27 protein-coding genes and 1 other RNA gene are annotated in these 25,730 nt (G+C 63.9%); 17 read left to right on the plus strand and 11 right to left on the minus strand.

What is annotated here, in order from left to right:
• Positions 1–92 precede the first annotated feature (92 nt).
• From C0606_07970 to C0606_07995, 6 genes are all read left to right on the plus strand, one after another.
• On the plus strand, positions 93–1,586 hold the full coding sequence (locus C0606_07970; protein PLX38159.1) for a gamma-glutamyltransferase: 1,494 nt from the start codon (positions 93–95) through the stop codon (positions 1,584–1,586).
• Between the two features lie 102 nt (positions 1,587–1,688).
• On the plus strand, positions 1,689–1,994 hold the full coding sequence (locus C0606_07975) for a DUF1330 domain-containing protein (GenBank protein PLX38160.1): 306 nt from the start codon (positions 1,689–1,691) through the stop codon (positions 1,992–1,994).
• Between the two features lie 57 nt (positions 1,995–2,051).
• A complete protein-coding gene (locus C0606_07980) occupies positions 2,052–2,546 on the plus strand; it encodes a hypothetical protein (protein ID PLX38161.1) in 495 nt (164 codons plus the stop codon).
• Positions 2,547–2,753: 207 nt separating this feature from the next.
• Positions 2,754–3,557 carry a 4-hydroxy-tetrahydrodipicolinate reductase gene (locus tag C0606_07985; GenBank protein PLX38748.1) on the plus strand — a complete coding sequence of 268 codons (804 nt, stop codon included), beginning with the start codon at positions 2,754–2,756 and terminating at the stop codon, positions 3,555–3,557.
• A 23-nt stretch (positions 3,558–3,580) separates the two neighbouring features.
• Positions 3,581–4,204, plus strand: a complete 624-nt coding sequence (locus tag C0606_07990) for a 2,3-bisphosphoglycerate-dependent phosphoglycerate mutase (GenBank protein ID PLX38749.1) — start codon at positions 3,581–3,583, stop codon at positions 4,202–4,204.
• Positions 4,205–4,353: 149 nt separating this feature from the next.
• Complete coding sequence (locus C0606_07995) at positions 4,354–5,103, plus strand: thiamine biosynthesis protein ThiF (protein ID PLX38162.1); 750 nt, start codon at positions 4,354–4,356, stop codon at positions 5,101–5,103.
• Positions 5,104–5,112: 9 nt separating this feature from the next.
• Here the strand turns inward: C0606_07995 and C0606_08000 are convergent, their stop codons facing one another.
• From C0606_08000 to ffs, 4 genes are all read right to left on the minus strand, one after another.
• The gene (locus C0606_08000) at positions 5,113–5,721 is read right to left on the minus strand and encodes a recombination protein RecR (protein ID PLX38163.1); all 609 of its coding nucleotides are present in this window, start codon (positions 5,719–5,721) and stop codon (positions 5,113–5,115) included.
• Between the two features lie 19 nt (positions 5,722–5,740).
• Positions 5,741–6,061: a YbaB/EbfC family nucleoid-associated protein gene (locus C0606_08005; protein PLX38164.1), complete on the minus strand. Its 321-nt coding sequence runs from the start codon at positions 6,059–6,061 to the stop codon at positions 5,741–5,743.
• Positions 6,062–6,120: 59 nt separating this feature from the next.
• The gene (locus C0606_08010) at positions 6,121–7,983 is read right to left on the minus strand and encodes a DNA polymerase III subunit gamma/tau (GenBank protein PLX38165.1); all 1,863 of its coding nucleotides are present in this window, start codon (positions 7,981–7,983) and stop codon (positions 6,121–6,123) included.
• 168 nt (positions 7,984–8,151) lie between these two features.
• Positions 8,152–8,248: signal recognition particle sRNA small type (gene ffs, locus C0606_08015), an RNA gene on the minus strand.
• A 454-nt stretch (positions 8,249–8,702) separates the two neighbouring features.
• On the opposite strand from ffs, the gene C0606_08020 reads away from it, so the two are divergent.
• Genes C0606_08020 through C0606_08030 form a run of 3 tightly spaced genes read left to right on the plus strand, consistent with a single transcriptional unit; the run spans position 8,703 to position 10,693 of the window.
• Positions 8,703–9,266, plus strand: coding sequence for a hypothetical protein (locus C0606_08020; protein PLX38166.1), 564 nt, complete (start codon positions 8,703–8,705; stop codon positions 9,264–9,266).
• Positions 9,267–9,285: 19 nt separating this feature from the next.
• Positions 9,286–9,699 (plus strand): diadenosine tetraphosphate hydrolase, encoded by a 414-nt coding sequence (locus tag C0606_08025; protein PLX38167.1) that lies wholly within the window; start codon positions 9,286–9,288, stop codon positions 9,697–9,699.
• Between the two features lie 46 nt (positions 9,700–9,745).
• Positions 9,746–10,693 carry an NAD(+) diphosphatase gene (locus tag C0606_08030; protein PLX38750.1) on the plus strand — a complete coding sequence of 316 codons (948 nt, stop codon included), beginning with the start codon at positions 9,746–9,748 and terminating at the stop codon, positions 10,691–10,693.
• Positions 10,694–10,699: 6 nt separating this feature from the next.
• On the opposite strand, the gene C0606_08035 is transcribed toward C0606_08030, so the two are convergent.
• Entirely contained in the window at positions 10,700–11,701 is a 1,002-nt protein-coding gene (locus C0606_08035) for an adenosine kinase (protein PLX38751.1), read from the minus strand.
• Positions 11,702–11,923: 222 nt separating this feature from the next.
• Between C0606_08035 and C0606_08040 the strand changes: the two genes are divergently transcribed.
• From C0606_08040 to C0606_08065, 6 genes are all read left to right on the plus strand, one after another.
• Positions 11,924–12,604 carry a cysteine biosynthesis protein CysZ gene (locus C0606_08040; protein PLX38168.1) on the plus strand — a complete coding sequence of 227 codons (681 nt, stop codon included), beginning with the start codon at positions 11,924–11,926 and terminating at the stop codon, positions 12,602–12,604.
• A 229-nt stretch (positions 12,605–12,833) separates the two neighbouring features.
• A complete protein-coding gene (sdhC, locus tag C0606_08045) occupies positions 12,834–13,232 on the plus strand; it encodes a succinate dehydrogenase, cytochrome b556 subunit (protein ID PLX38169.1) in 399 nt (132 codons plus the stop codon).
• 19 nt (positions 13,233–13,251) lie between these two features.
• Positions 13,252–13,626 carry a succinate dehydrogenase, hydrophobic membrane anchor protein gene (sdhD, locus tag C0606_08050; GenBank protein ID PLX38752.1) on the plus strand — a complete coding sequence of 125 codons (375 nt, stop codon included), beginning with the start codon at positions 13,252–13,254 and terminating at the stop codon, positions 13,624–13,626.
• Positions 13,627–13,630: 4 nt separating this feature from the next.
• Positions 13,631–15,463 carry a succinate dehydrogenase flavoprotein subunit gene (locus tag C0606_08055; protein ID PLX38170.1) on the plus strand — a complete coding sequence of 611 codons (1,833 nt, stop codon included), beginning with the start codon at positions 13,631–13,633 and terminating at the stop codon, positions 15,461–15,463.
• A 54-nt stretch (positions 15,464–15,517) separates the two neighbouring features.
• Positions 15,518–16,297, plus strand: a complete 780-nt coding sequence (locus C0606_08060; protein PLX38171.1) for a succinate dehydrogenase iron-sulfur subunit — start codon at positions 15,518–15,520, stop codon at positions 16,295–16,297.
• A gap of 20 nt (positions 16,298–16,317) precedes the next feature.
• Entirely contained in the window at positions 16,318–16,881 is a 564-nt protein-coding gene (locus C0606_08065; protein PLX38172.1) for a hypothetical protein, read from the plus strand.
• A 15-nt stretch (positions 16,882–16,896) separates the two neighbouring features.
• Here the strand turns inward: C0606_08065 and C0606_08070 are convergent, their stop codons facing one another.
• Entirely contained in the window at positions 16,897–17,457 is a 561-nt protein-coding gene (locus C0606_08070) for a transcriptional regulator (protein PLX38753.1), read from the minus strand.
• Between the two features lie 104 nt (positions 17,458–17,561).
• Entirely contained in the window at positions 17,562–18,110 is a 549-nt protein-coding gene (locus tag C0606_08075; GenBank protein ID PLX38173.1) for a translation initiation factor IF-3, read from the minus strand.
• Positions 18,111–18,514: 404 nt separating this feature from the next.
• Between C0606_08075 and C0606_08080 the strand changes: the two genes are divergently transcribed.
• On the plus strand, positions 18,515–19,294 hold the full coding sequence (locus C0606_08080; protein PLX38174.1) for an alpha/beta hydrolase: 780 nt from the start codon (positions 18,515–18,517) through the stop codon (positions 19,292–19,294).
• Positions 19,295–19,381: 87 nt separating this feature from the next.
• Here C0606_08080 and C0606_08085 read toward each other — a convergent pair whose 3' ends face one another.
• The 3 genes from C0606_08085 to petA all read right to left on the minus strand — a co-directional run bounded on the left by C0606_08085 (position 19,382) and on the right by petA (position 22,164).
• Positions 19,382–20,275, minus strand: a complete 894-nt coding sequence (locus tag C0606_08085) for a cytochrome c1 (protein ID PLX38175.1) — start codon at positions 20,273–20,275, stop codon at positions 19,382–19,384.
• Between the two features lie 24 nt (positions 20,276–20,299).
• Complete coding sequence (locus tag C0606_08090; GenBank protein ID PLX38176.1) at positions 20,300–21,577, minus strand: cytochrome b; 1,278 nt, start codon at positions 21,575–21,577, stop codon at positions 20,300–20,302.
• Between the two features lie 62 nt (positions 21,578–21,639).
• Complete coding sequence (gene petA / locus C0606_08095; GenBank protein PLX38177.1) at positions 21,640–22,164, minus strand: ubiquinol-cytochrome c reductase iron-sulfur subunit; 525 nt, start codon at positions 22,162–22,164, stop codon at positions 21,640–21,642.
• A gap of 242 nt (positions 22,165–22,406) precedes the next feature.
• Here petA and C0606_08100 point away from each other — a divergent pair, with 242 nt between their 5' ends.
• Entirely contained in the window at positions 22,407–22,868 is a 462-nt protein-coding gene (locus C0606_08100) for a tRNA methyltransferase (protein ID PLX38178.1), read from the plus strand.
• Positions 22,869–23,322: 454 nt separating this feature from the next.
• Here C0606_08100 and C0606_08105 read toward each other — a convergent pair whose 3' ends face one another.
• Entirely contained in the window at positions 23,323–25,605 is a 2,283-nt protein-coding gene (locus C0606_08105; GenBank protein PLX38754.1) for an NADP-dependent malic enzyme, read from the minus strand.
• Positions 25,606–25,730 lie beyond the last annotated feature (125 nt).

Below are 25,730 nucleotides of genomic sequence, written 5' to 3' on the forward strand. Positions count from 1 at the left end.
CCACCGTCCGCGACCGGACGTCCCGTCATGCGACGAAAAGCCGAAGGCGTCCCCGGATTGCCATTCCGGCGCATCGCGGCAATAAAACCCTCATGAACAGGAGCCGATCCACACGTGGCGCCGTTGCCGCAGGCCATGTCGCCTGCGTCGATGCCGCCGCCGAAATCCTCGCCGATGGCGGCAATGCCTTCGATGCGGCCATCGCCGCGCTATGGACGTCCTGCGTGGTCGAGCCGGTTCTGGCGTCGCCGGGCGGCGGCGGCTTCCTGATGGCGCGGCCCGCAGCCGGCGCCGTCATGCTGCACGATTTCTTCGTCGACACGCCGGGCCGCAAGCGACACGAAGACGATATCGAATTCACCGAGATCCACGCTGATTTCGGCACCGCGACGCAGGCCTTCCATATCGGCGCGGGCGCGTCCGCGACGCCCGGCTTCGTGCCGGGTCTCTTCGCCGTGCATGAGGAACTCGGCAGCCTGCCGATGCGCCGGCTTGCCGAACCCGCCGTGCGCGTAGCGCGCGACGGCGTCGCGATGACGGCCTTTCAGGCCTTCCTTGCCGAAGTGGTGTCGCCGATCCTGACCTGGACGGCGGAAGCCCGCGCCCTTTTCGCGCCGGACGGTGAGCTGCTGAAGACCGGCGCGCTCTACCGCAATCCCGATCTCGCCGACACGCTCGACGTGCTGTCGCGCGAGGGGCTTCGTTTCGCGACCGAGGGCGAGCTTGCCGGTGCCATGGCGGCCTGCTGCAGCGAGGCCGGTCATCTGACACAAGCCGATATCGCCGGTTATCGGGTGGCGCGGCGCGATCCCTTGATGCGCAAACTCGGCAGCTGGCAGGTGGCGCTCAACCCGCCGCCCTCTCTCGGTGGCGCGCTGATCGCGACGATGCTGAGCGATCTGGAACAACGCGGCGAGCCGGGTCCCGCCGCACTTGCCGCTGCCGTCGACCGCACCGACCGGCACTGGCGCGTGGCGCCGACCGATCCCTACCGGCTGCTCGGCGCTTCGGGTGGCAAGAAATCGGCCGGCGTCGCCAGCCGTGGCACGACCCATGTCAGCGTCGTCGACGAGGACGGCAATGTCGCCTCGGCGACCGTCTCGAACGGCGAAGGAAATGGCCGCATTGTGCCCGGCTGCGGCTTCATGGTGAACAACATGCTCGGCGAGGAAGACGTCAATCCGGGCGGTTTCCACCGCTGGACGCCGGGCCACCGGCTCGCCTCAATGATGGCGCCGACAATCGCCGCCGACAAAGAAGGCGCGCTGCTGGCGGTCGGCAGCGGTGGCTCGAACCGCATTCGTACCGCCGTTCTGCAGGTGCTGTCGCGCAGGCTGCGCGAAGGTCAGCCGCTCGAAGAGGCGGTGACGGCGCCGCGCATCCACGTCGAAAAAGGCCATTGCGATTTCGAGGACTTCTTCTCGAGCGACGAGCGCCATGCGCTCGTCAGCGCGTTCCCGGATCATCGCGCCTGGGCCGAGCAGTCGCTGTTCTTCGGCGGCGCGCATAGCGCGGAACGCAGCCGACGCGGCGGGTTTTCGGCCGTCGGCGATCCGCGCCGCGAGGGTGCCGCGCGGGTCGGGTGACCGGGCAAGACTTTCTTCTCATTTGCGTTGCGATTGGGACGTTGCGATGGGGGCGGCGGGCTGCGAAGATGGCCGGTCGGCTTTTGGGAGAGGACGCGCGCAATGGCGAAGGGATATTGGATCGGCCGGGTCACCGTGACCGATCCTGACGGCTACAAGAAGTATATCGAGGCGAACGGCGCGGCTTTCGCCAAATACGGCGCGCGGTTTCTGGTGCGCGGCGGCCAGTTCGAGAGCTTCGAGGGCGAAGCCCGCGACCGCAACGTGGTGATCGAATTTCCCGACTACGAGACGGCCCTCGCCTGCTACCGCTCGCCGGAATATGCCCGCGCGCTGGCGTTTCGCGTCGACGCCGGTATCGCCGACATCATCGTCATCGAAGGCTATGACGGACCGCAGCCCGCCTGAGGCGGATGCATATTGCACGCGCGCCCTGTGCGGGAAACGCGTGCCGGAACTGAAGCCATGCTGAGCCCCGAAGGTGATATCCGCCCTGCCCGCGCACCCGAGACGACGGCGTTGCACGATCTCTGGCTCGCCGCGCCGGACCGGCGCGACTGGACGCCGGCGGAAGGTCCCGGGGCGCCGCTTCTTGCCGAACTCGACGTGCTGGTCGCGGAAAAGAGGGTCTGGGCGGCCTTCAAGGACGGCCAGCCGATCGCAGTGGCGGCGGCCGGTGAAATCGATTCCGCTCTGTTCCTGACCATGCTCGGGGTCGCAGAAGACTGGCGCGGCTGCGGCTACGGCCACGCGTTGCTGCAGACGGTGCGCAACTTCGGTTCGGTGGCCAATTATCCCGCGATCTATGCGCTTGCCAGCCGGCTTGGCCCGGGCTTCGGCTTTTTGCGCCGCAACAGCTTCGTCACGCTTGACGAAGACCGCCTGACGCCGGGCTTTGCCGCGCTCCTGAAAGATGCCGGCGGGCCGCATCGCTGTGCCGTTCTGGCGTTGCCTCTCTAGAGCACTTCTCGTGATCCATGGACCACTCGATATGCTCTAATCATCTGTTTTGACGCGTATTCTTATCCGAAAACCGGTGCCCACTTTTCGGGAATACGCTCCAGGCGAACACCTACGTCCATTTGCGGGTTTGCTCGGGCTTTGCCGTCACCCGGCAGCCTGCTATACCGCTGCAGTGCACAGCAAACGGAGCAGGTCATGAGCGATATGCGTCTTGTCGTCGTGGGCGCGGGCGGCCGCATGGGCCAGGCGCTCATTCAGGCTATCACCGCGATCGAGGGTGCTGTTCTGTCGGCCGCCGTTGAGCGCGAGGGCTCCGAGCTGATCGGCCGCGATGCGGGCGAGGTCGCCGGCGTCGGTCCTCTCGGCGTTGCGATCACCGACGATGCGTTGCCGGTCTTCGCCGCCGCCGAAGGTGTGCTCGACTTCACCCAGCCGGCCGGCACGCGCTGGTATTCCGAACTCGCTGCGCAGGCGCGTATCGCGCACGTCATCGGCACCACCGGCCTTGATGACGACGACACCGCGCGGATCGAAGCAGCCGCACGTCACTGTCCGGTGGTCAAATCCGGCAATATGAGCCTCGGCGTCAATCTGGTCGCCAACCTGGTGCGCCGCGCGGCGGCAGCGCTTGCGGAAGATTTCGATATCGAGGTCCTCGAGATGCATCATCGGCACAAGGTCGATGCCCCGTCCGGCACGGCGCTGCTTCTTGGTGAAGCGGCAGCCGAAGGACGCGCCATCGATCTGGCCAGCCGCTCGGTGCGGGTGCGCGACGGCTATACCGGACCGCGGGCGAGCGGCGACATCGGCTTCGCCACGCTGCGCGGCGGCTCCGTGATCGGCGAACACTCCGTCATCTTCGCCGGCGAAGGCGAGCGTATCGAACTGACGCACAAGGCGCAGGACCGCTCGATCTTCGCTCGCGGCGCGGTCAAGGCCGCCCTTTGGGCGCGCGGCCGCAAGCCCGGTCTTTATTCCATGGTCGACGTGCTCGGCCTCGCCGACTGAATTTCTTCAACAGGAGCATGAAGATGGAACGCCTTCTCGTCCTCGTCCGGCACGGACAGAGCGAATGGAACCTGAAAAACCTTTTCACCGGCTGGAAGGACGTCGACCTGACCGACAAGGGCGTCTCGGAAGCGAAAGCCGCGGGCGAACGCCTGAAAGCCGCCGGCTACGATTTCGACATGTGCTTCACCTCGGCGCTGAAGCGGGCGCAACGCACGCTCGATCTCATCCTCGGCGAACTCGGCCGTAGCGAGCTGCCGATCACCCGCGATCAGGCGCTCAACGAACGCGACTATGGCGACCTCGTCGGCATGAACAAGGACGAGGCGCGCCAGAAGTGGGGCGACGAGCAGGTCCATATCTGGCGCCGCTCCTATGACGTTCCGCCGCCGGGCGGCGAAAGCCTGAAGGACACCGAGGCGCGCTCGGTTCCCTATTACGAAGCCAACATTCTGCCGCAGGTGCTTGCCGGCAAGCGGGTGCTGGTCGCCGCGCACGGCAACTCGCTGCGCGCGCTGATCATGCATATCGAGGGCCTGACGCCGGAAGAAATCCTCAAGCAGGAACTCGGCACCGGCGTGCCGATCGTCTACCGCCTCAACGAGGACGGCTCGGTCGCCTCGCGCCTCGATCTGAAGCCGGAATGAGTTCAACGGGCGAAGATGCCGTAGGCATCCGCCCGTTGCGATACTCGCGATTTTCCCTTGTGCGCCAAACGCATGGGAAATTCGCGAAAGGAATACCGGGACGTCATCTGCGATGACCCCCGGTATCGTGTGCCCAAGCGAGACGCATCATGCTGAGCCCGGAAGAACTCGAACGCTACGCCCGGCACATCGTGCTGGCCGATGTCGGCGGGCCGGGCCAGCAGAAACTCAAGGCGGCGCGGGTGCTGGTCATCGGCGCCGGCGGGCTTGGCGCGCCGTGCCTGATGTATCTGGCCGCTGCCGGCGTCGGCACGCTCGGCATCGCCGACGATGACGAGGTCAGCCTGTCGAACCTGCAGCGCCAGGTGATCCACGACACCGCCCGCATCGGCGACAAGAAGGTCGACAGCGCGGGAGGCGCAATCGGCCGCATCAACCCGCATGTGACTGTCGAGCCGCATGCGGTGCGGCTGAGCGCGGAAAATGCGGCGGAGCTTGTCGGCGGCTACGACATCGTCGTCGACGGCAGCGACAATTTCACCACCCGCTACCTCGCCGCCGATACCTGCGCGGCGCTCGGAAAACCGCTGGTGACGGCCGCTGTCGGCACCTTCGACGGGTCGATCACGACGCTGATGCCGTTCACGCGCGATGCCGAGGGCAGGCGCAATCCCGGCTATCGCGATCTCTTTCCCGATGCGCCACCGGACGGGCTGTTGCCGACCTGTGCGGAAGCCGGTGTGCTCGGCGCGCTGACCGGTGTCGTCGGGGCATTGCAGGCGATGGAAGTGATCAAGCTTATCTGCGGCATCGGCGAGCCGCTGATCGGCCGGCTTTTGATGATCGACGCCCGCTCTATGCGGTTCGAGACCATCGCCTACGCGGCGGCAAATTCCTGATTTGAAGTCTTACATGCCCGTCCGCTGGCGGATCGCGGCGGACAGCGTGCCCTCGTCAAGATAGTCGAGCTCGCCGCCGACCGGCACGCCATGCGCCAGCCGCGAGACGGTGACCTCGAGATCGGCGAGCTGCTCCATCACATAGTGCGCCGTGGTCTGGCCCTCGACGGTGGCGTTGACCGCGAAGATGATTTCCTTCACCGCCGGGTCGCTGGCGCGCTCGATGAGGGCTGCGATGTTGAGATCGTCGGGCCCGACGCCGTCGAGCGCCGACAGCACGCCGCCGAGCACGTGATAGCGGGCGTTGATCGCCGCCGCGCGCTCCAGCGCCCACAGATCGGCGACGTCCTCCACGACGACGAGCACGCCCGGATCGCGGCGCGGATCGGCGCAGATGGTGCAGGGATCGCTGGTGTCGATGTTGCCGCAGCTCTGACAGACAACGATCTTTTCCAGCGCCGTCTGCATGGCGGCGGCCAGCGGGGTTAGAAGCTGTTCCTTCTTCTTCACCAGATGCAGCGCGGCGCGCCGGGCCGAGCGGGGGCCGAGCCCCGGCAGCTTGGCGAGGAGCTGGATCAACCGTTCGATTTCGGGTCCGGTGACGCGGCGCGCGCTCATGCGAGGTCGTTGGCCGGAACTAGAACGGCAGCTTCATGCCGGGAGGCAGGCCGAGGCCGCCCATCAGTTCCTGGGTCTTTTCCTGCAGCGCGGCTTCCGCCTTGCCCTTGGCGTCGGCGTGGGCGGCGATGATCAGGTCCTCGAGGATCTCCGCCTCGTCTTCCTTCAAAAGCGAGGGATCGATGGTCAGGCCCTTCATCTCGCCCTTGCCGGTGAGGCGCACGGTGACCATGCCGGCGCCGGCGGTGCCCTCGACCTCGAGATCGCCGACCTCTTCCTGCAGGCTCGCCATCTTCGACTGCAGGTCCTTGGCCTGCTTCATCATCTTCATGAAATCCATGGATCGCTCCCGATATCCGGTTGGTGCATCGGGCGGCTGCCGGGTGGCGCCGCGCCGGGTCAGTCTTCGTCGTCTTCGGGTAGGCCGAGTACCGCATCCGCGTCAAGCTCGGCGTCGTCATCGCTGAAGATGCGCACATCAACGATCTTGGCACCGGGAAAGGCGGCGAGCACGGCGGCAACATTGGGGTCGGCACGGGCGTCGTCGGTGCGCTTCTGCTTTGCAGCCGCAGCCAGTTCGCCGAGCGTTTCGCCGCCGCCATCGCGCGCGACGATGACGATCCAGCGCATGCCGGTCCATTCCGACAGCTTGCGGCCGAGATCGCCGGCGAGATCGCGCGGCGCGCCGGACGTCAGCGTGACCTCGATGCGGCCGGGCTCGAAGGCGACCGGGCGCAGCAGGTTCTCGACTGCGTCCTTCAGCCGGATATCGCGCTTTTCCGCCGCGAGCGCCGCGATGTCGGCGAGCGAGGAAAGCTGTACGGCCGGTACTTGTTCAGATTGCGGCGGCGCGGCCAGGCTGACCGGCTCGCTCTGCTCGGCAACCAGATGCGGCCGTCCGCCATAGGCGGCGCGGGCGCCACCCGAGGGCGCGGAAGATTGCACGGTGCTCGAGCCGACCGCGCGGGCGCCGCCACCATGGCCACCACCCGGGCTCCCGCCGGAATGCCCGCCGCCGGAATGACCCCCGCGCGGGTCGCCCTCACGCAGCATACGCAGCGCCTCGTCGGGCGTCGGCATATCGGCCGCGTGGCACAGGCGGACAAGCACCATTTCGGCAGCGGCGACGGGTTTCGGCGCCGTCGTCACCTCCTGGATGCCCTTCAACAGCATCTGCCAGGCGCGCGCCAGAACGCGCAGCGACAGGCCTTCGGCGAAGTCGCGGCCGCGCGTCAGCTCGCTTTCGGTGATCGCGGCCATGCCGCCGGCCTCCGGCGCGACCTTCAGCCGGGTGACGAGGTGGGTGTAGTCGGCGAGGTCGGCGAGAATGACGGCCGGGTCGGCGCCGACGTCATATTGCGCGGTCAGTTCGGTGAGCGCGGCGGCGATATCGCCCTTCATCACCGTTTCGAACAGGTCGATGACGCGGGCTCGGTCGGCGAGGCCGAGCATGTGGCGCACATCGTCGGCGGCGATCTTGCCGCCGGCGTGCGCGATCGCCTGATCGAGCAGCGAGAGCGCGTCGCGCACCGAACCCTCGGCGGCGCGCGCAATCAGCTTCAACGCGTCGTCGTCAATCTCGACGGATTCGGATTCGGAAATCGAACGCAGATGAACGACCAGCACGTCGGCATCGATGCGGCGCAGGTCAAAGCGCTGGCAGCGCGACAGCACCGTCACCGGCACCTTGCGGATTTCCGTCGTGGCGAAGACGAATTTGACATGCTCCGGCGGCTCCTCGAGCGTCTTCAACAGCCCGTTGAAGGCGGCCGTCGAGAGCATGTGCACTTCGTCGATGATGTAGACCTTGTAGCGCGCCGAGACCGGGCGGTAGCGCACTTGCTCGATGATCTCGCGGATGTCGCTGATGCCGGTATGCGAGGCGGCGTCCATCTCGATCACGTCGACATGGCGGCCTTCCATGATCGCGGTGCAGTGCTCGCCCGGTTCGGGCATGTGCACGGTCGGCGCGTCGGCGACGCCGGGCACGGAATAGTTCAGCGCGCGGGCGAGAATGCGGGCGGTCGTCGTCTTGCCGATGCCGCGCACGCCGGTCAGCATCCAGGCCTGCGCGATGCGGCCAGATTCGAACGCGTTCGACAGGGTGCGGACCATCGGCTCCTGACCGATCAGCTCCTCGAAGGTCTGCGGCCGGTATTTGCGCGCCAGAACGCGATAGGCTCCGCTTTTTTCTTCCTTGTCGGCCACGCTAACCTCTTCACCGGGCGGGACGAGCCATGCGCTGTCCCGCGTCGGGGGCACTCTAGAGCATTTGGCCGAGACGGGGGAACCGGTTTTGCCGGCGGATCGGACGCGGCGGGCACGTAATCCAGAACAAATGCGCCGTGCCGGCGCCGCGCTGCTTACAGCGGCGCAAACGAAACCAGCCGCCCGAAGGCGGTTGTCTCTACCGATCTTGCCAAGGAAAGGGTGGGAGGCTGGCACGATGACCCGTGCCGGGCTCGTTAGGGCTGCTTCCTTCCGGACCTGACCCGGTTGGCGAGTGGCGCGTCCACCACCAACCTCCCGGCCCCGATATGGCAGGTAACGGGGCTCGGCGCAAGGGGGCGCGCGCCGGAGAGCCTGCTGCCGTTTCTGCAATAAATAGTTGAGAGCATCATTGTATCTAATTTAAATTGCTTCAGACGCAAACTCAATGACGCCACTGTGGACGACTTGTTGCCCTGCCCAAAAAAAATAACTCTGATCCCAACTTCGCTTTGCATGTTACATTAGTCACAATAGTAATTATTTCTTTCTCTGTAATTTTATTGTTATTTATATTTGCTTATAACTTCAACAAGGACTCAGCTCGATACGGCGTTATCGGCGATTATTTAGGTGGCCATATTACTCCAATACTAACTTTTCTGTCAATTTGCGGCTTGTTGTATACAATACTACTTCAGACTAAACAATTATCTACAACGGTCGCCGAACTCGAACTGACGCGCAGCGAATTAAAACGCTCTGCGCAAGCTATGGAAGATCAGCGAGATAACTTGCGGCGTCAAATATTCGATTCTGTCTTTTTCTCGATGATTTCTAATCTCGAAACAATAAGAAACTCTATGGATATTATAGATCCGAATGAAGGTACGGTTCTAGCGACTGGTCGAGATTGCTTCAGATTTATTTTTGAAGAAGACTTCAAGAAAAAATACCCATTAACATCGCTAGGTGACAACTCACAGAGTAGTAAAAAAATTCTCAATGATCATTTCGATTCGATATATAAATTCTATCGAAACGATCTTGGTCATTATTTCCGATATGTTTATAACATATACAAATATATTGAAGAAAATGATTCTATGTATTCTTTTCATAACAAGTTACTTAGATCTCAATTTTCAGACTATGAGCTTTTGATACTATACTATAACTGTATTTGTACTCGTGGCGAAAAGCTTCAGAGATACGCTGAGAAGTATTCTCTTTTCGACAATATGCCCGATGATCTACTCGTGAATGAAGGCCACCTTGAAATCGGTCGGCAGCTAGGTGTTATTGGCAACAGTTCTGGAGACAAATTGGAAGACTGAAGCAAAGGTGAAATCGAGTATGCCCGGCTCGTTCGAACTCGACCCGCAGCTTGAAGCCGACAGCATCGCGCTTGCCGAGCTGACGCTTTGCACCGTGCGGCTGATGAACGACGCGAACTATCCCTGGCTGCTGATGGTGCCGAAACGGGCGGATCTTGCCGAGATCATCGACCTCGGGGTCGACGCTCGCGGCATCCTGATGGAAGAGATCGCCTTCGTCAGCGAGGCGCTGAAGGGTGCGACCGGCTGCCTGAAGCTGAACGTCGCCGCGCTCGGCAACATGGTGCGCCAGCTCCATGTCCACATCATCGCCCGCTTCGAGGACGATCCGGCCTGGCCGGGCCCGGTGTGGGGCAAGGTGGCGGCGAAGGAGTGGGATCCGGCGGCGCGCGAGCGTCTCGTCGGCGCGCTTTCCAAGGCGCTCGGTGCCTGACACTCACCCGTCCCGAAACCGATGGACAAGGAGCACGCGCGTGGCGCTGGACTTTCCCGCGACGGATCTTTCCCGCACGACCGGCTATGCCGGCAATGAGCTCGACCGGGCCGGCGCGCGGCGCGAGGATGCGGCCTGGATCGCGGCAAAGGCCGTCGATCCCGCCTGCCGCTATGTTCTGTTCTGCAACGACAAGCCGGTGCTCGCGGTCAACGCGGATGGCACGCACGACCCGCTGATCGCCCGCGACGCGGCGGAGGCTCTCGGCGCACGTTTCGAGGACGCGGTGTTTCTCGGTGTCGACGGTGAGGCGGCGCGGTTCGCCGTCACCATCGAGGCCGACGAGGAGGCCTTTGCCGAAGGCGGTGCCCATGCGGTGATCGATCTGCGCGCGCTGGCGATGCACGGGATCTTGCCGCCGGCCGATCTCGGGCTGCTCGCTGAGGGCAAGTCGCTCGCCTCGTGGCACCGGCGGCATCGTTTCTGCGCCAATTGCGGGTCGCCGACCGGGCTGTCACAAGGCGGCTGGCGGCGGAATTGCCTGTCCTGCGGCGCGCAGCATTTTCCGCGCACCGATCCGGTCGTCATCATGCTCGTCGTCGATGGTGAGAACTGTCTGCTCGGCCGGCAGCCGCAATTCACCACCGGCGTCTATTCCGCGCTTGCCGGCTTCGTCGAGCCGGGCGAGACCATCGAGGATGCGGTGCGCCGCGAGATCGCCGAGGAGGCCGGGATTTCGGTCGGCGCGGTGAGCTATATCGCCAGCCAGCCCTGGCCGTTCCCGTCAACGCTGATGATCGGCTGCTTTGCGCAAGCGCTGACAACCGAGATCGCGCCCGACGAGGACGAGCTGGAGGATTGCCGCTGGTTCGGCCCCGATGAAGCCCGGCAATTGCTCGACGAAACCCATCCGGACGGGCTGACCGCGCCGCGTCCGCTCGCCATCGCGCACAATCTGCTGAAGCATTTCCTCGAGCAGATCGCAGCGAAATAAAGAGTTTTAAAGCGGGAAGCCGTTCTGCGCCGCGAGTTCCTTCAGCGAGGATTCGGGCCGCGCGCCCATGTGGCTGATCACTTCCGAGGCCGCCAGGCTGCCGAGTTCGGAACAGCTTGCGAGATCGAAATCGCGCGCCAGACCGAACAGGAAGCCGCCGGCATAGAGATCGCCGGCGCCGGTAAGATCGACGATGCGGTTGACCGGAACGGCGGCGGTGTGGATCGATTCCTTCGCCGTGACGGCAAGTGAGCCTTTCGCGCCCAGTGTCACGACAGTCAGCGGGCATTCGGCCTTTACCGCTTCGACCGCCGTGGTGAGGTCGCCGGTCTGGTAGAGCGCGTGCATCTCGTGTTCGTTGGCGAACAGGATGTCGACCATGCCGCCGCGCACCAGCGAGAGGAATTCATCGCGGAAGCGGTCGACGCAGAAGGAATCCGACAGGGTCAGCGCCACCTTGCGGCCGGCGGCGTGAGCAATCTCGGCGGCGCGGCGGAAGGCGATCTTCGCCTCCGGGGGATCCCACAGATAGCCTTCGAGATAGGTAACGGCCGACGCCGCGACGACTTGCGGGTCGATATCGTCGGCGGTCAGATGCTGGCAGGCGCCGAGAAAGGTGTTCATGGTGCGCTCGCCATCGGGCGAGATCAGGATCATCGAGCGCGCTGTTGCCGGGCCGTCCTCCAGCGAGGCCGTATCGAAGGACACGCCGAAGCCGCGCATGTCGTGGCGATAAGCGGCGCCGAGTTCGTCGGCGGCGACCTTGCCGATGAAGGCGGCGCGGCCACCGAAGGAGGAGACACCGGAAACGGTGTTGCCGGCGCAGCCGCCGGAAGCACGCAAGGCCGGACCCATATTGCCGTACAGCCGCTCGGCCTCTTCCTGATCGATCAGGCGCATGGACCCGCGCACGAGTTTTTCCTGAACGAGGAAATCGTCCTCGACATGGGCCAGCACATCGAAGATCGCGTTGCCGATCCCCAGAACGTCGAAACGCGGCTCCGTCATGATGAACTCCAACAAACTGAGGGACGCTGAGCGGTGAGGCGGGATCGGACGATCGCGCCGAACCCCTGTGAGCAAGGAAGAAGGTCTGCAAATTATAAAGGATGCGTGGAGCGATACAACGCTACGCTTGTACCATGCCAACATGGCACCTATGTCTCAACGGCACCGGTGTCCGCAGGGTTCCGCGTGCCCCGAAATGACGGATACCCGGAGCCGATTCCCATGCTGAGCGATGCCTCAAAGGCCTTTTCGCAGGTTTTCACACCGCCGTTCCGCGCGGTTCTGTGGAAGTCGCTCGGACTGACGATCGCGCTGCTGATCGGGTTGTTCGTTGCCGCCGAAGCGCTGCTGACCACCTTCCTCGCGCTGCCCTTTCCCTGGCTCGACACGATCATCAGCGTCGTCGCCGGTCTTGGCCTGTTCGTCGGGCTCGGCTTCCTGATCGCGCCGGTCACCTCGATCTTCGCCGGCCTGTTCCTCGACGAAATCGCCGAGGTGGTCGAGAAGACCGACTTCCCGCAGGATCCGCCGGGCAAGGCGATGCCGCTCGGCAAGTCGCTGTTGCTGACGGTGAAGTTCGCCGGCGTCGTCATTCTGGTGAACATCGGCGTCCTGCTGTTGCTGCTGCTGCCGGGCGTCAATCTGATCGCCTTCTTCGTCGCCAACGGCTACCTGCTTGGACGGGAATACTTCGAGTTCGCGGCGATGCGCTTCATGTCGCCGCGCGACGCACGCCGCTTCCGGCGCGAGAACGGCACGACGGTGTTCCTCGCCGGCCTCGTCATCGCCGGCGTGCTGGCCGTGCCGATCCTCAACCTCATCACGCCCTTGTTCGCCACCGCCTTCATGGTGCGGCTCAACAAGCGACTCAGCGGCTCGCTGCCGGCCAATGGCGGCTTTTGAGGAACGCCCCCGACGCCAAAAGCCTCTGCAAGACTGTCCCGACGCGCAGATCCGGGGCCGGAAAACCGCCGGTTGCGGGCGCGTTCGGCATTCGTTGAGCTTTATTCGTTCGGCTACTTTGACTGCGGTGCACAATAGCGTTAGAACCGATCCAGCCGATGGATATCGGCCATCTTTTCTTATGCTTATGTAAGCGCTTGCTTGCGTAAGGTGGATTGGAACGAGGATCATGGCCGACCCCAAGATCGAGGCCGCCCGGCCGCTGTCACCCCACCTGCAGATCTACAAGCCCATGCTGACCATGATGATGTCGATTGTGCATCGCATGACCGGCGCGGTTCTGTATCTCGGCACTCTTCTTCTCGCCTGGTGGCTGATCGCCGCCGCCACGAACGAGGCCTATTTCGCCTTCGTCGACGGGCTGTTCGGCTCGTTCCTCGGGCGGCTGGTGCTGTTCGGCTACACCTGGGCGCTGATCCATCACGCGCTCGGCGGCATCCGCCATTTCATCTGGGACACCGGCCGCGGTTTCGGGCCGGAGTCGCGCGAATGGCTGGCGCGGCTGTCGATTGTCGGCTCTGTCGCCCTGACCGTTCTGGTCTGGGTGATCGGCTACGCGGTTCGCTAGAGGAGCAACGCCCATGTCCATGCGCACCCCCCTGAACCGCGTCCGCGGTCTCGGCTCCGCCCGCGAAGGCACCGGCCATTTTTGGCACCAGCGGCTGACCGCGCTGGCGCTTCTGCCGCTCACCGTCGTCTTTCTCATCGTGCTGATCGCCGCGCAGGGCCAGGGCTACGCGGGCACCATCGCGATCCTGTCGCATCCGCTGGTGGCGATCCTGATGCTGATCTACGTGCTCGCCGGCGTCTATCACATGAAGCTCGGCATGCAGGTGATTATCGAGGACTACGTTCATTCCGAGCTGCTGAAGGTGCTCTCGCTGATCGGCAATATCTTTTTCAGCGTGCTGATCGGGCTTGCCTGCGTCTTCGCGCTTCTCAAGATCGGCTTTGGAGGCTGATGCAATGACCGCTGCCAAAGGCAATGAAACCGGCGCACCGGGTCTCGGTGGTCGCGCCTACCCGATCACCGACCACAGCTTCGACGTCGTCGTCGTCGGCGCCGGCGGTGCGGGCCTGCGCGCCGTCGTGGGTGCAGCCGAAAACGGCCTGAAGACCGCCTGCATCACCAAGGTGTTCCCGACCCGCTCGCACACCGTTGCGGCCCAGGGCGGTATCGCCGCCTCGCTGTCGAACATGGGTCCGGACAACTGGCGCTGGCACATGTACGACACCGTCAAGGGGTCGGACTGGCTCGGCGACCAGGACGCGATCGAATATCTCTGTCGCGAAGCGCCGGCCGCCGTCTACGAGCTCGACCATTACGGCGTGCCGTTCAGCCGCACCGAAGAGGGCAAGATCTATCAGCGGCCGTTCGGCGGCCACATGCAGAATTTTGGCAAGGGTCCCCCGGTGCAGCGCACCTGCGCGGCGGCCGACCGGACCGGTCACGCCATCCTGCACACGCTCTACGGCGCGTCGCTGCGCTATTCGGCGCAGTTCTTCATCGAATATTTCGCCATCGACCTGATCATGGACGATGACGGTGTTTGCCGTGGCGTCATCGCACTGTCGATGGAAGACGGCACGCTGCACCGCTTCCGCGCCCATTCGACTATTCTGGCGACCGGCGGTTATGGCCGCGCCTACTTCTCGTGCACGTCGGCGCATACCTGCACCGGCGACGGCAACGCCATGGTGCTGCGCGCCGGCCTGCCGCTGCAGGACATGGAGTTCGTCCAGTTCCATCCGACCGGCATTTACGGTGCGGGCTGCCTGATCACCGAGGGCGCGCGCGGCGAGGGCGGTTATCTGGTCAACTCCGAGGGCGAGCGCTTCATGGAGCGTTACGCGCCGAGCGCCAAGGACCTCGCCTCGCGCGACGTCGTTTCGCGCTCGATGTCGATGGAAATCCGCGAAGGCCGCGGCGTCGGCAAGGACAACGACCACATCTACCTGCATCTCGACCATCTGGATCCGGCGATCCTGGCCGAGCGGCTGCCGGGCATTTCGGAATCGGCGAAGATCTTCGCCGGCGTCGACGTCACCCGCGAGCCGATCCCGGTGCTGCCGACGGTGCACTACAATATGGGCGGTATCCCGACCAACCATTTCGGCGAAGTCATCTGCCCGAAGGACGGCGATCCGAACGCGGTCGTACCGGGCCTGATGGCGGTCGGCGAAGCGGCTTCGGCCTCGGTGCACGGCGCCAACCGGCTCGGCTCCAACTCGCTGATCGACCTCGTGGTGTTCGGTCGTGCGGCAGGCATGCGTTGCGCGGAGCTGATCAAGCCGGGCACCAAGCATCCGACCGCTGCGACGGGCGAAATGGCGCTCGACCGCCTCGACCGGGTGCGTCATGCCGATGGCGGCACGCCGACGGCGGAGCTGCGGCTCAACATGCAGAAGACCATGCAGGGCAACTGCGCGGTGTTCCGTACCGGCGAGCTGCTCGACGAGGGCAAGGGCCTGATCGGCGAGGTGTGGAACGCCGCCGCCGACATGAAGGTCACCGATCGTTCGCTGATCTGGAACTCGGACCTGATCGAATCGCTCGAATTCGAGAATTTGATCGAACAGGCGGCGGTCACCATGCATTCGGCGGCCAACCGGACGGAATCGCGCGGCGCGCACGCCCGTGAGGATTTCGCCGACCGCAACGATGCGGACTGGATGAAGCACACCCTGTCCTGGGCGGATTCGGACGCCAAGACCGTCACCCTCGGGGACCGGCCGGTGCACTCGTTCACGATGACCGACGACATCGAATACATCAAACCGCAGAAGCGGGTTTACTGATCCAGGAGCCCTCGGGCGCAACGCCTGGCTACTCAGGAAACGGAAGCGAACGCCATGGTTCAACTGACCCTTCCCAAGAATTCCCGCATCACGGACGGCAAGGTATGGCCGAAGCCGGAAGGGGCGAAAAACATTCGCGAGTTCCGCATCTATCGCTGGAACCCGGATGACGGCCGCAATCCGCGCATCGACACCTTCTTTGTCGACACCGACGATTGCGGGCCGATGGTTCTCGACGGGCTGTTGTGGATCAAGAACGTCGTCGACCCGACGCTGACGCTGCGCCGCTCGTGCCGCGAAGGCATTTGCGGCTCGTGCTCGATGAACATCGACGGCACCAACACGCTCGCCTGTACCAAGGGCATGGACGAGATCAAGGGCGCCATCAAGATCTACCCGCTGCCGCATTTGCCGGTGGTCAAGGACCTGGTTCCCGACCTCACAACCTTCTACGCCCAGCACCGTTCCATCGAGCCGTGGTTGCAGACCAAAACGCCGACGCCGGAAAAGGAGTGGAAGCAGTCCTACGAAGACCGGCAGAAGCTCGACGGTCTGTATGAGTGCATTCTCTGCGCCTGCTGCTCGACCTCGTGCCCGAGCTACTGGTGGAACGGCGAACGCTATCTCGGCCCCGCCATCCTCTTGCAGGCCTATCGCTGGCTGATCGACAGCCGCGACGAGGCGACCGGCGACCGGCTCGACAATCTCGAGGATCCGTTCCGCCTCTATCGCTGCCACACCATCCTGAACTGCTCGAAGGCGTGTCCGAAGGGCCTCAATCCCGCCGCCGCTATCGCCGAGATCAAGAAGATGATGGTCGAGCGCCGGGTCTGACGCATCAAGGACGGCGCGCGATGCTGCGCAGAACATTGCTGATCTGGCTTGCGGCCGCGTTCCTATGGAGCGCGGCCGAAGCTTTTCTGTTCTTCGTCGTCGCCGATGTGCTGTTGACGCTGATCGCCCTCAGGTTTGGGCTGCGCACGGGGCTTGTCGCGGCTGTTGTCGGAACGCTGGGTGCGCTCGTGGGCGCCGCCGCGCTCTATGGCTCGGTCAACGCCGCGCCCGAAGCGATGTTCTACGCCCTGCTCGCCCTGCCCGCCATCGACGCGACCATGCTGGAAAACGCCCGAACGGCGATGCAGGCAGGACCGATGCTGGCGCTGCTCGAGGGCGCGGTCACCGGGGTGCCGTTCAAGGTGTTTGCCGCCCTTGCACCGCAGGTGCCGCTGTCGCTTGGGGCGTTTCTGATAATGGGGTTCGTGGCGCGGCTTTCCCGCTACGCCGGTGCCGTGTTCCTGGCAGCACTGGTCGCCGCGCTTTTTCCGAGCCTGCGCACCAGCCGCACAGGAATCGTCCTGTGGGCGATGTTCTGGATTGTCTTCTATGCGCTGTTCTGGGGACCGTTCGGGCCGGCGTAAACTGCCGCGCAGCTTTTAAATACCGGCAACCTGGCGGAAGATGCCGGGATATTCGATCACCAGCCCGTCGCTATCGACGGTCAGCTCCGTCTCGAAACCGCGATAGAGCCCTTCGTAGCGATAGCGCGCCATCGGCTCGATACAGGTATAGCGCTGCTGCGCCGGTTCCGGTTCAAGGCCGGGTAGCGGAACGTAAGCCGTGGTGATCTCGGCGGTTTCGCCGGCGGCAAGGCCGAGACGGCGGATCGGAAGCGTGTTGGTGAAGGGAGTCGCGGCGATATCGACGTCGATGCAGCCGGTGATCGCATCGAGCGGGATACCGCGGCCGTCATGCCAATTGCCGTTGCCGTCGGACTGCATGACGATGGTTGGTTCGGGACCTGTGCGGTGGATCTCGACGAGGCGGGCGCGCCAGCTGTCGCCGAGCACCATACGGTAGGAAAACCCGTAGGGGTTACCGCCGCGGGTGCCGATGACGACGCTTTCGACGTGAAGGGTTTCGCCGTCGGCCCAGATGCGAAGATGCTCCAGACCCTTGGCTTCCAGGGAATCCCATCGCACGGTTCGGTCAAGCATCGCGATCCTCCCGATTCCGGCGTTGCCGGCGATACCGCACTGGTTCAAGCGCGATATCGTTTCCGCAGCATTTCAGCAGACTGGAGTCCGAGGCGACGCGCGGCTTAGCGCACCTGCTGCACGGGCGCCAGAACCATGATCATCTGCCGGCCTTCGAGCTTGGGTTCAGCTTCGACCTTGGCGATCTCGGTGGTCTCTTCCTTGACCCGGTGCAGTAGCTGCATGCCGAGATCCTGATGCGCCATTTCACGGCCGCGGAAGCGCAGCGTCACCTTGACCTTGTCGCCTTCGTCGAAGAACCGACGCATCGCCTTCATCTTCACCTCATAGTCATGGGTGTCGATGTTCGGACGCATCTTGATTTCCTTGATCTCGACGGTCTTCTGCTTCTTGCGCGCTTCGGCGGCGCGCTTCTGCGCCTGGTATTTGTAGCGCCCATAGTCGAGGATCTTGCAGACCGGCGGGCTGGAATTCGGAGCGATCTCGACGAGATCCAAGCCCTGTTCCGCAGCCAGTGCGATGGCTTCCTCGATGGGTATCGTACCCCGGTTGGTTCCCTCGGTATCGATCAGCTGTACCTGCGGAACGCGGATTTCTTCATTGACGCGCGGCCCATCCTTTGTGGGCGGCGGTGCTCGAAACGGTCGGCGAATGGTCGTTATCTCCTGTTATTGTCGGGCGAGCGAGGCGTGCTAACGCGTTGCGATGCAAAGACTTTGCAGTGATTTCGACGGCCGGCGAGGCCCTGTTGGCCGACTTCGGTCAAATACTGGGCCAAATGCCGCAAAAATCATCATCGCAGCCCCGTCGGTGGGGAGAATCCTTTGATTTCCCTGAGAAGTCAACCGAAATACCGGGGATTACAGCGGTTTCGGCCGGATTTCGGAGTGTTCAAGCGAGGTCGGCCATCGTTACGCGTCTCGCGCGCCGAGAGGCCGCCGGTCACCGGGTCGCAACAATGCGGGCGACAGGTTTGCGGCGTTGTCGCCGGTTGCGCTCGCCGGCGGGCTCCTGTTGGTTAGGGGCGCGAAGTGATTCCCGAGCTGCGAGCGAGACAATGAGCGACGCGACACCGAAAATGATTACCGTCGGCAAGGGTAGCCACGCCCGCGCCATTGCCGTCCTGCATGTCGACGGAAAGGCACCCGGCCTGATGTGGCTCGGGGGCTTCATGTCCGACATGACCGGCGGCAAGGCCGTCGCGCTGGCCGAGTGGGCCGAGGCGACCGGCCATCGGGTGACCCGGTTCGATTATTCCGGCCACGGGGCATCGGGCGGAGAGTTCAAGGACGGCACGATTTCGCGCTGGCTGGAAGAGGCGAAGGCCGTGTTCGAGCAGCACTGCCCCGGGCCGACGATCCTGATCGGCTCCTCGATGGGCGGCTGGGTCACGCTGCTCCTGGTGCGGGCGCTGCGCGCCGCCGGTCTCGGCGACCGCGTTGCCGGCGTCGTTCTCATCGCGCCGGCGCCGGATTTCACCGAAGAGCTGATGTGGAAGACCTTTTCCGACGATATCCGCCGCGAGATCATGGAACAGGGCTTCTATCTGGAACCGTCGGACTATTCCGACGAGCCCTATCTCATCACCCGGGCGCTGATCGAAGACGGCCGCAAGAACCTCGTGCTTGGCGCGCCGGTCGAGACCGGCTGCCCGGTACGCATCCTGCAGGGCATTCAGGACACCAGCGTGCCGTGGCGCCACACGGTCGAGCTGGTCACCCAGATCGCCCACGACGACGTCGTGCTGACGCTCATCAAGGACGGCGATCACCGGCTGTCGCGCGACGAAGACATCGAACGACTGGTGGCGACGGTCGCGGGCATGGCGGAAGGGTAAGCCTGCCCGCCCGCTTCCTGCGGTGTACGCAAACAAAAAGGGCGTCCCGAGGGACGCCCTTTTCTCATTCGGCCACAAGGCTGAACGTTAGTGCGGGATCTTCGACCACAGCTTGCGCTTCACGAAGTAGAGCATGCCGGCGAAGACGACCAGGAACAGCATGACGCGGAAGCCCATCGCCTTGCGGGCTTCGAGCTTCGGCTCGGCCGCCCACATCATGAAGGTGACGACGTCCTCGGCATACTGCTTGACCGTCTGCGGGGTCCCGTCGGTGTATTCGACGAGATCCTCGGAGAGCGGCGGCGCCATGGCGATGTAGGTGCCTTCGATCGTCGTGTGACCGTGCTCGTCCTTACAGCCGTCCGGCACACCGCCAACCGCGAAGGTCGCGTTGTAGAAGCCGTCGGCATCCTCGCCGCAGGCCGGAGACTCTTCGTAGGTGGTCAGCAGCTGGTAGATATAATCCGGGCCGCCTTCCTGATACTGGGTGAAGATGTCGAACACGAACCACGGGAAGCCACGCTCGGTCGCACGGGCCTTGGCCAGCAGCGAGAAGTCCGGCGGATAGGCGCCGCTGTTGGCCGACTTGGCCGCCTGGACGTTCGGGAACGGCGACGGGAAGCGGTCGAACGGCTTGCCTTCGCGTTCGAACATTTCGCCTTCATCGTTCGGGCCGTCCTGAACGGTGTACTCGGCGGCCAGCGCCTTGACCTCTTCCTCGGAGAATTCCGGACCGCCCGGCTGGGACAGGTTGCGGAACGACACGAGGCGCATCGAGTGGCACGACGAGCAGACTTCCTTGTAGATCTGGAAGCCGCGCTGCAGGGCGCCGCGGTCGTAGCTGCCGAAGGGACCGGCGAAGGACCACTTCTGATGCTCGACATGACGGGCACCGCCGGCGGCGGAGGCTGCGGTCGTCACCGCGGCAATGGCCGCGGCGGCGATGGTTCCACGCACGAGCGTCGAAAGAATCGTCTTCATGGATTCACACTCCTCTTTCGCTCGTTACGCCTGACGGTCCGGCGCAGAGGCCGCACCTTCGGGATGAGCAGTACCGCCATGCTTGGCCAGAACCGCTTCGGCGATGCTTGCCGGCAGAGCCTTCGGCTTCTCGATGAAGCCAAGGATCGGCAGGATGACGATGAAATAGCCGAAGTAGTAGGCCGTCGCGATCCGCGCCGAGATGACGTAGACGCCTTCAGCCGGCTTGGCACCGAGCCAGCCGAGGATGACGGCGTTCACGACGAACAGCCAGAAGGCCATCTTGAACCAGACCGAGCGGTAGGCACCGGAACGGACCTTGGAGGTGTCGAGCCACGGCAGCACGAACAGCACCAGGATGGCCGAGAACATCGCCAGCACGCCGCCGAGCTTGTCGGGAATGGCGCGCAGGATCGCGTAGAACGGCAGGTAATACCATTCCGGCACGATGTGGGCCGGGGTCACCAGCGGGTTGGCTTCGGTGTAGTTGTCCGGATGGCCGAGATAGTTCGGCAGGTAGAACACGAACCAGCCGAAGAACAGGCAGAACAGCGCCAGCGCGAAGGCGTCCTTCATGGTCACCTGCGGATGGAACGGAACCGTATCCTGCTCGGACTTGACCGAGATACCGGCCGGGTTGCCGTTACCGACGACGTGCAGCGCCCAGATGTGCAGGAACACGACGGCGGCGATCATGAACGGCAGCAGGTAATGCAGCGAGAAGAACCGGTTCAGGGTCGGGTTGTCGACCGAGAAGCCGCCCCACAGCCACTGCACCAGCGGCTCGCCGACGATCGGGAAGGCCGAGAACAGGTTGGTGATGACGGTGGCGCCCCAGAAGGACATCTGACCCCAGGGCAGCACATAGCCCATGAAGCCGGTGGCCATCATCAGCAGGTAGATGACCACGCCGAGCATCCACAGCACTTCGCGCGGCGCCTTGTAGGAACCGTAGTACAGACCGCGGATCATGTGGATGTAGACGGCAATGAAGAACATCGACGCGCCGTTGGCGTGGATGTAGCGCAGCAGCCAGCCATAGTTCACGTCGCGCATGATGTGCTCGACGGAGTCGAAGGCGAGGCTGGTGTGCGGGGTGTAATGCATCACCAGGACGATGCCGGTGATGATCTGAACCATCAGCATGAACGTCAGAATGCCACCGAAGGTCCAGAAGTAATTGAGATTGCGCGGACAGGGAAACCCGACGGTTTCCTTGTGCGCAAGACTGATGATGGGCAGCCGCGCCTCGAGCCATTTCTCGATGCGGGTATTCGGCTGATAGGTCGAATGTCCGGCCATTTATAATGTTCCCTTATTTTTCCCCCTGAGAACGCCCGGAACGAACGTCCGGGCGTGGCGGGTCACCCGATCTTGATCATCGAGTCGCTGGTGTACTCGTAGGGCGGAATAACGAGGTTCAACGGCGCCGGACCCTTGCGGATGCGACCGGCGGTGTCGTAGTGCGAACCGTGACACGGACAGAACCAGCCGCCGAAGTCACCGGATTCGCCGAGCGGCACGCAGCCCAAATGGGTGCAGACGCCGATCATCACGAGCATATTCTCGTGGCCTTCCTTGGTGCGGTCGGCATCGGCTGCCGGATCCGGAAGGTCCTCGAGCGGAACGGCCTTGGCCTCTTCCACTTCCTTCTCGGTGCGGTTGCGGATGAAGATCGGCTTGCCGCGCCATTTCACGGTGATCGACTGACCTTCCTCGACGGCCGAGACGTCGACCTCGATCGAGGCCAGCGCCAGCGCCGAAGCGTCCGGATTCATCTGGTCGATCAACGGCCACGCAACACCGGCGACGCCGACTGCGCCGACTGCGCCTGTCGCGATGTAGAGAAAATCGCGGCGCGTCGGTTCATCTGATGCGATGCTAGTCAAGAGTTAGCTCCTTCTATACGACATCGGTCGCGGTCTCAGTCCGTCTGGCGGCGCGCATGCACCTTCCCCGAATTGGACGTCCCCTCAATCGGGCTTCATAGGCGGCAGAAACACGGCTGTCCAGTCCGACGAACGCGTAAACGACCCTTTGTCGCAAGAGGAAAACGATTTTTTCACGCCGTATCGTCGCAGTGACAAAACTGGCAAAAAGGCGCGACATATTGGCAAGATACGGATTCGACATGCGAATTGCGCTCTATCAGCCGGACATCCCGCAAAACACCGGCACTTTGCTGCGGCTGGCGGCCTGTTTGGGGGTCGCGCTGGACATTATCGAGCCGGCCGGTTTTCGCCTCGACGACCGGGCGCTGAAACGCGCCGGCATGGATTATCTCGATCTGGCCGCGCTGACGCGCCACCGCTCATGGGACGCGTTCGAACAGGACCGGACGGCACGTGGCGGGCGGCTCGTCCTGTTCACCACAAGGGCAACTGCGAGCCATATCGACTTTTCCTATCACCCCGACGACGTGCTGTTGTTCGGGCGGGAATCCGCCGGCGCGCCCGAACATGTGCATCAAGCGGCGGACGCGCGGCTGCGCATCCCGATGGTCGGCGAGGCACGCTCGCTCAACCTTGCCGTCTCCGCTGCCATCGCGCTTGGCGAGGCGCTGCGTCAGGTCGACGGATTTCCGGCGGGTTGAGAAATGGTACGGCGCGTAGAGTGCGGGGCAGCGGTTGCGGTTCGAATGGAACGCTGCGCCGCTTTTCCGCCCTCTCCGGCGTCATCCTCCGACTTGATCGGAGGATCGGGTGCAGCCAGCACGGCGACTGCTGGATAAACGCCGCGGGCGGATCGCGCTATCCCCACACAAACAACGCCACGTTTCCCGCATGGAGAACGATCCTCCGATCAAGTCGGAGGATGACGTGAGAGCGTGAAGTCGACCCAGCGCCTGCGCTCAGCCGTTGCCGCATTCCACCGCCGAACCCGAAGGGTTCGCAAGGCCGAATGGCCGCCACCCGGCGGCAAGTCGGCTGTTCCCGACTTGCCCACGTCAAAAACTCAACACTGGAACACCCGTGTTGAGGGTGCCCTCGCGGAGGCTAGCAGGCGAAGCCTGCGCTCAGCCGTGAGCGAAAACCATGAGGCGCGCCCTACCCCGAGACGTTGTAGGCGGCGATCGCGGCCATGTTGACGAGGTCGGAGTCCTTGGCGCCGAGCGAGACGATCTGCACCGACTTGTCGAAACCGGTCAGCAGCGGGCCGATCACCATCGAGCCGCCAAGCTCCTGCAGCATCTTGGTCGAGATCGAGGCGGCGTGGAACGCCGGCATGATCAGCACGTTGGCCGGGCCGGACAGGCGGCAGAACGGATAGGTCGCCATCAGCTCGGAATTGAGCGCGACGTCGGCGGCCATTTCGCCGTCATACTCGAAGTCGACACGGCGGCGATCGAGGATCCGCACCGCCTCGCGCAGCACGTCGGAACGCTCGCCGGACGGGTGGCCGAAGGTCGAGTAGGCGAGCAGAGCGACGCGCGGCTCGTAGCCGAGACGGCGGGCGACGCCGGCGGCTTCCTCGGCGATGTCGGCAAGTTCTTCCGAGGTCGGCATGTCGATGACCGCGGTGTCGGCGACAAGCACCGTACGGCCACGGCAGAGCGCCATCGAGACGCCGATGACGCGATGACCGGGCTTGGGGTCGATGACCTGGCGGATGGTGTCGAGCGCCACCGAATAGTTGCGCGTCAGGCCGGTGATCATGGCATCCGCCTCACCGAGGCTGACCATGCAGGCGCCGAAATAGTTGCGGTCATTGTTGGCGAGACGCAGGCAGTCGCGGAACAGGAAACCCTTGCGCTGCAGACGGGCGTAAAGGAATTCGGCGTAGTCGCGCGAACGCGGCGAGGTGCGCGCATTGTACAGCTCGATGCCGTCCGGCAGTTCGATGCCGGCTTCCTTGGCGGTGGCGACGATCTCCTCGTCGCGGCCGACCAGCACCGCATTGCCGAGGCCCTGCTGGACGAAGCTGACGGCGGCGCGGATGGCGCGCTCTTCCTCGCCTTCGGCAAAGACCACCTTCTTCGGGTTCTGCCGCACCTTGGAGAAGATGCGCTGCAGGGTGCCGGCGATCGGGTCGCGGCGGGCATTCAGTTCGTGCTCGTAGGCGACCATGTCGACGATCGGGCGGCGGGCGACGCCGCTGTCCATCGCCGCCTTGGCGACGGCTGGCGGAACCACCGAGATCAGGCGCGGGTCGAACGGCACGGGAATGATGTAGTTCGGGCCGAATTTCGGCCGGTTGCCGCGATAGGCGGTCGCCACCTCGTCGGGCACGTCCTCGCGTGCGAGACTGGCGAGCGCTTCGGCGGCGGCGATCTTCATCTCGTCATTGATGGTGGTCGCGCGCACGTCGAGAGCACCACGGAAGATGTAGGGGAAGCCGAGAACGTTGTTGACCTGGTTCGGGTAGTCGGAGCGGCCGGTCGCCATGATGGCGTCGTCACGCACGGCGGCGACCTCTTCCGGGGTGATCTCCGGATCCGGGTTGGCCATGGCGAAGATGATCGGGTTCGGCGCCATCGAGGCGACCATTTCCGGGGTCAGCGCACCCTTCACCGAAACGCCGAAGAAGATGTCGGCGCCGGCGACGGCCTCGGCCAGAGTACGGGCGTCGGTCGGCACAGCATGAGCCGACTTCCACTGGTTCATGCCGGCTTCGCGCCCGGTGTAGATCGGACCCTTGGTGTCGCACAGGATGACGTTCTCGTGCGGCATACCCATCGCCTTGACCAGTTCGATGCAGGCGATGCCGGCAGCGCCCGCGCCGTTGCAGACCAGCCTGGTGTCCTTGATGTCGCGGCCGGTCAGGTGCAGCGCGTTGATCAGGCCGGCGGCGGAAATGATCGCCGTGCCGTGCTGATCGTCATGGAACACGGGAATGTCCATAATCTCGCGCAGCCGGCTCTCGATGATGAAACACTCCGGCGCCTTGATGTCTTCCAGATTGATGCCGCCGAAGGACGGGCCGAGATAGCGCACGCAGTTGACGAAGGTGTCGGCATCCTGGGTGTCGACCTCAAGGTCGATCGAGTCGACGTCGGCGAAGCGCTTGAACAGCACTGCCTTGCCTTCCATCACAGGCTTCGAGGCCAGCGGGCCGAGATTGCCGAGGCCGAGGATGGCCGAGCCGTTGGAAATAACGGCCACCATGTTGCCGCGCGCGGTGTAGTCGAAGGCGCGGCTTTCGTCTTCGGCAATGGCCAGAACGGGAATCGCGACGCCCGGCGAATAGGCCAGCGACAGGTCGCGCTGGGTCGCCATCGGCTTGGTCGGCTGGATCTCGATCTTGCCGGGTTTGCCCTGGCTGTGGAAAAGCAGGGCTTCCTGCTCGGTAATCGAGACGCCGGTGCTGGCGGTCTTGTCGGTGGCTGGCATATCCTCGCCCTTGCTTTTTTGCCGTTTGCGGCGCGTCTTGTTTATGAGATCGCGGACCATATCCGGCGGCAAGGCCGGCCACAAGCCGATCATCCGTATGATCTGCTATGAATTTCCAGATAGCT

Source organism: Hyphomicrobiales bacterium, assembly GCA_002869065.1.
Taxonomy (GTDB): Bacteria; Pseudomonadota; Alphaproteobacteria; order Rhizobiales; family Rhodobiaceae; genus Rhodobium.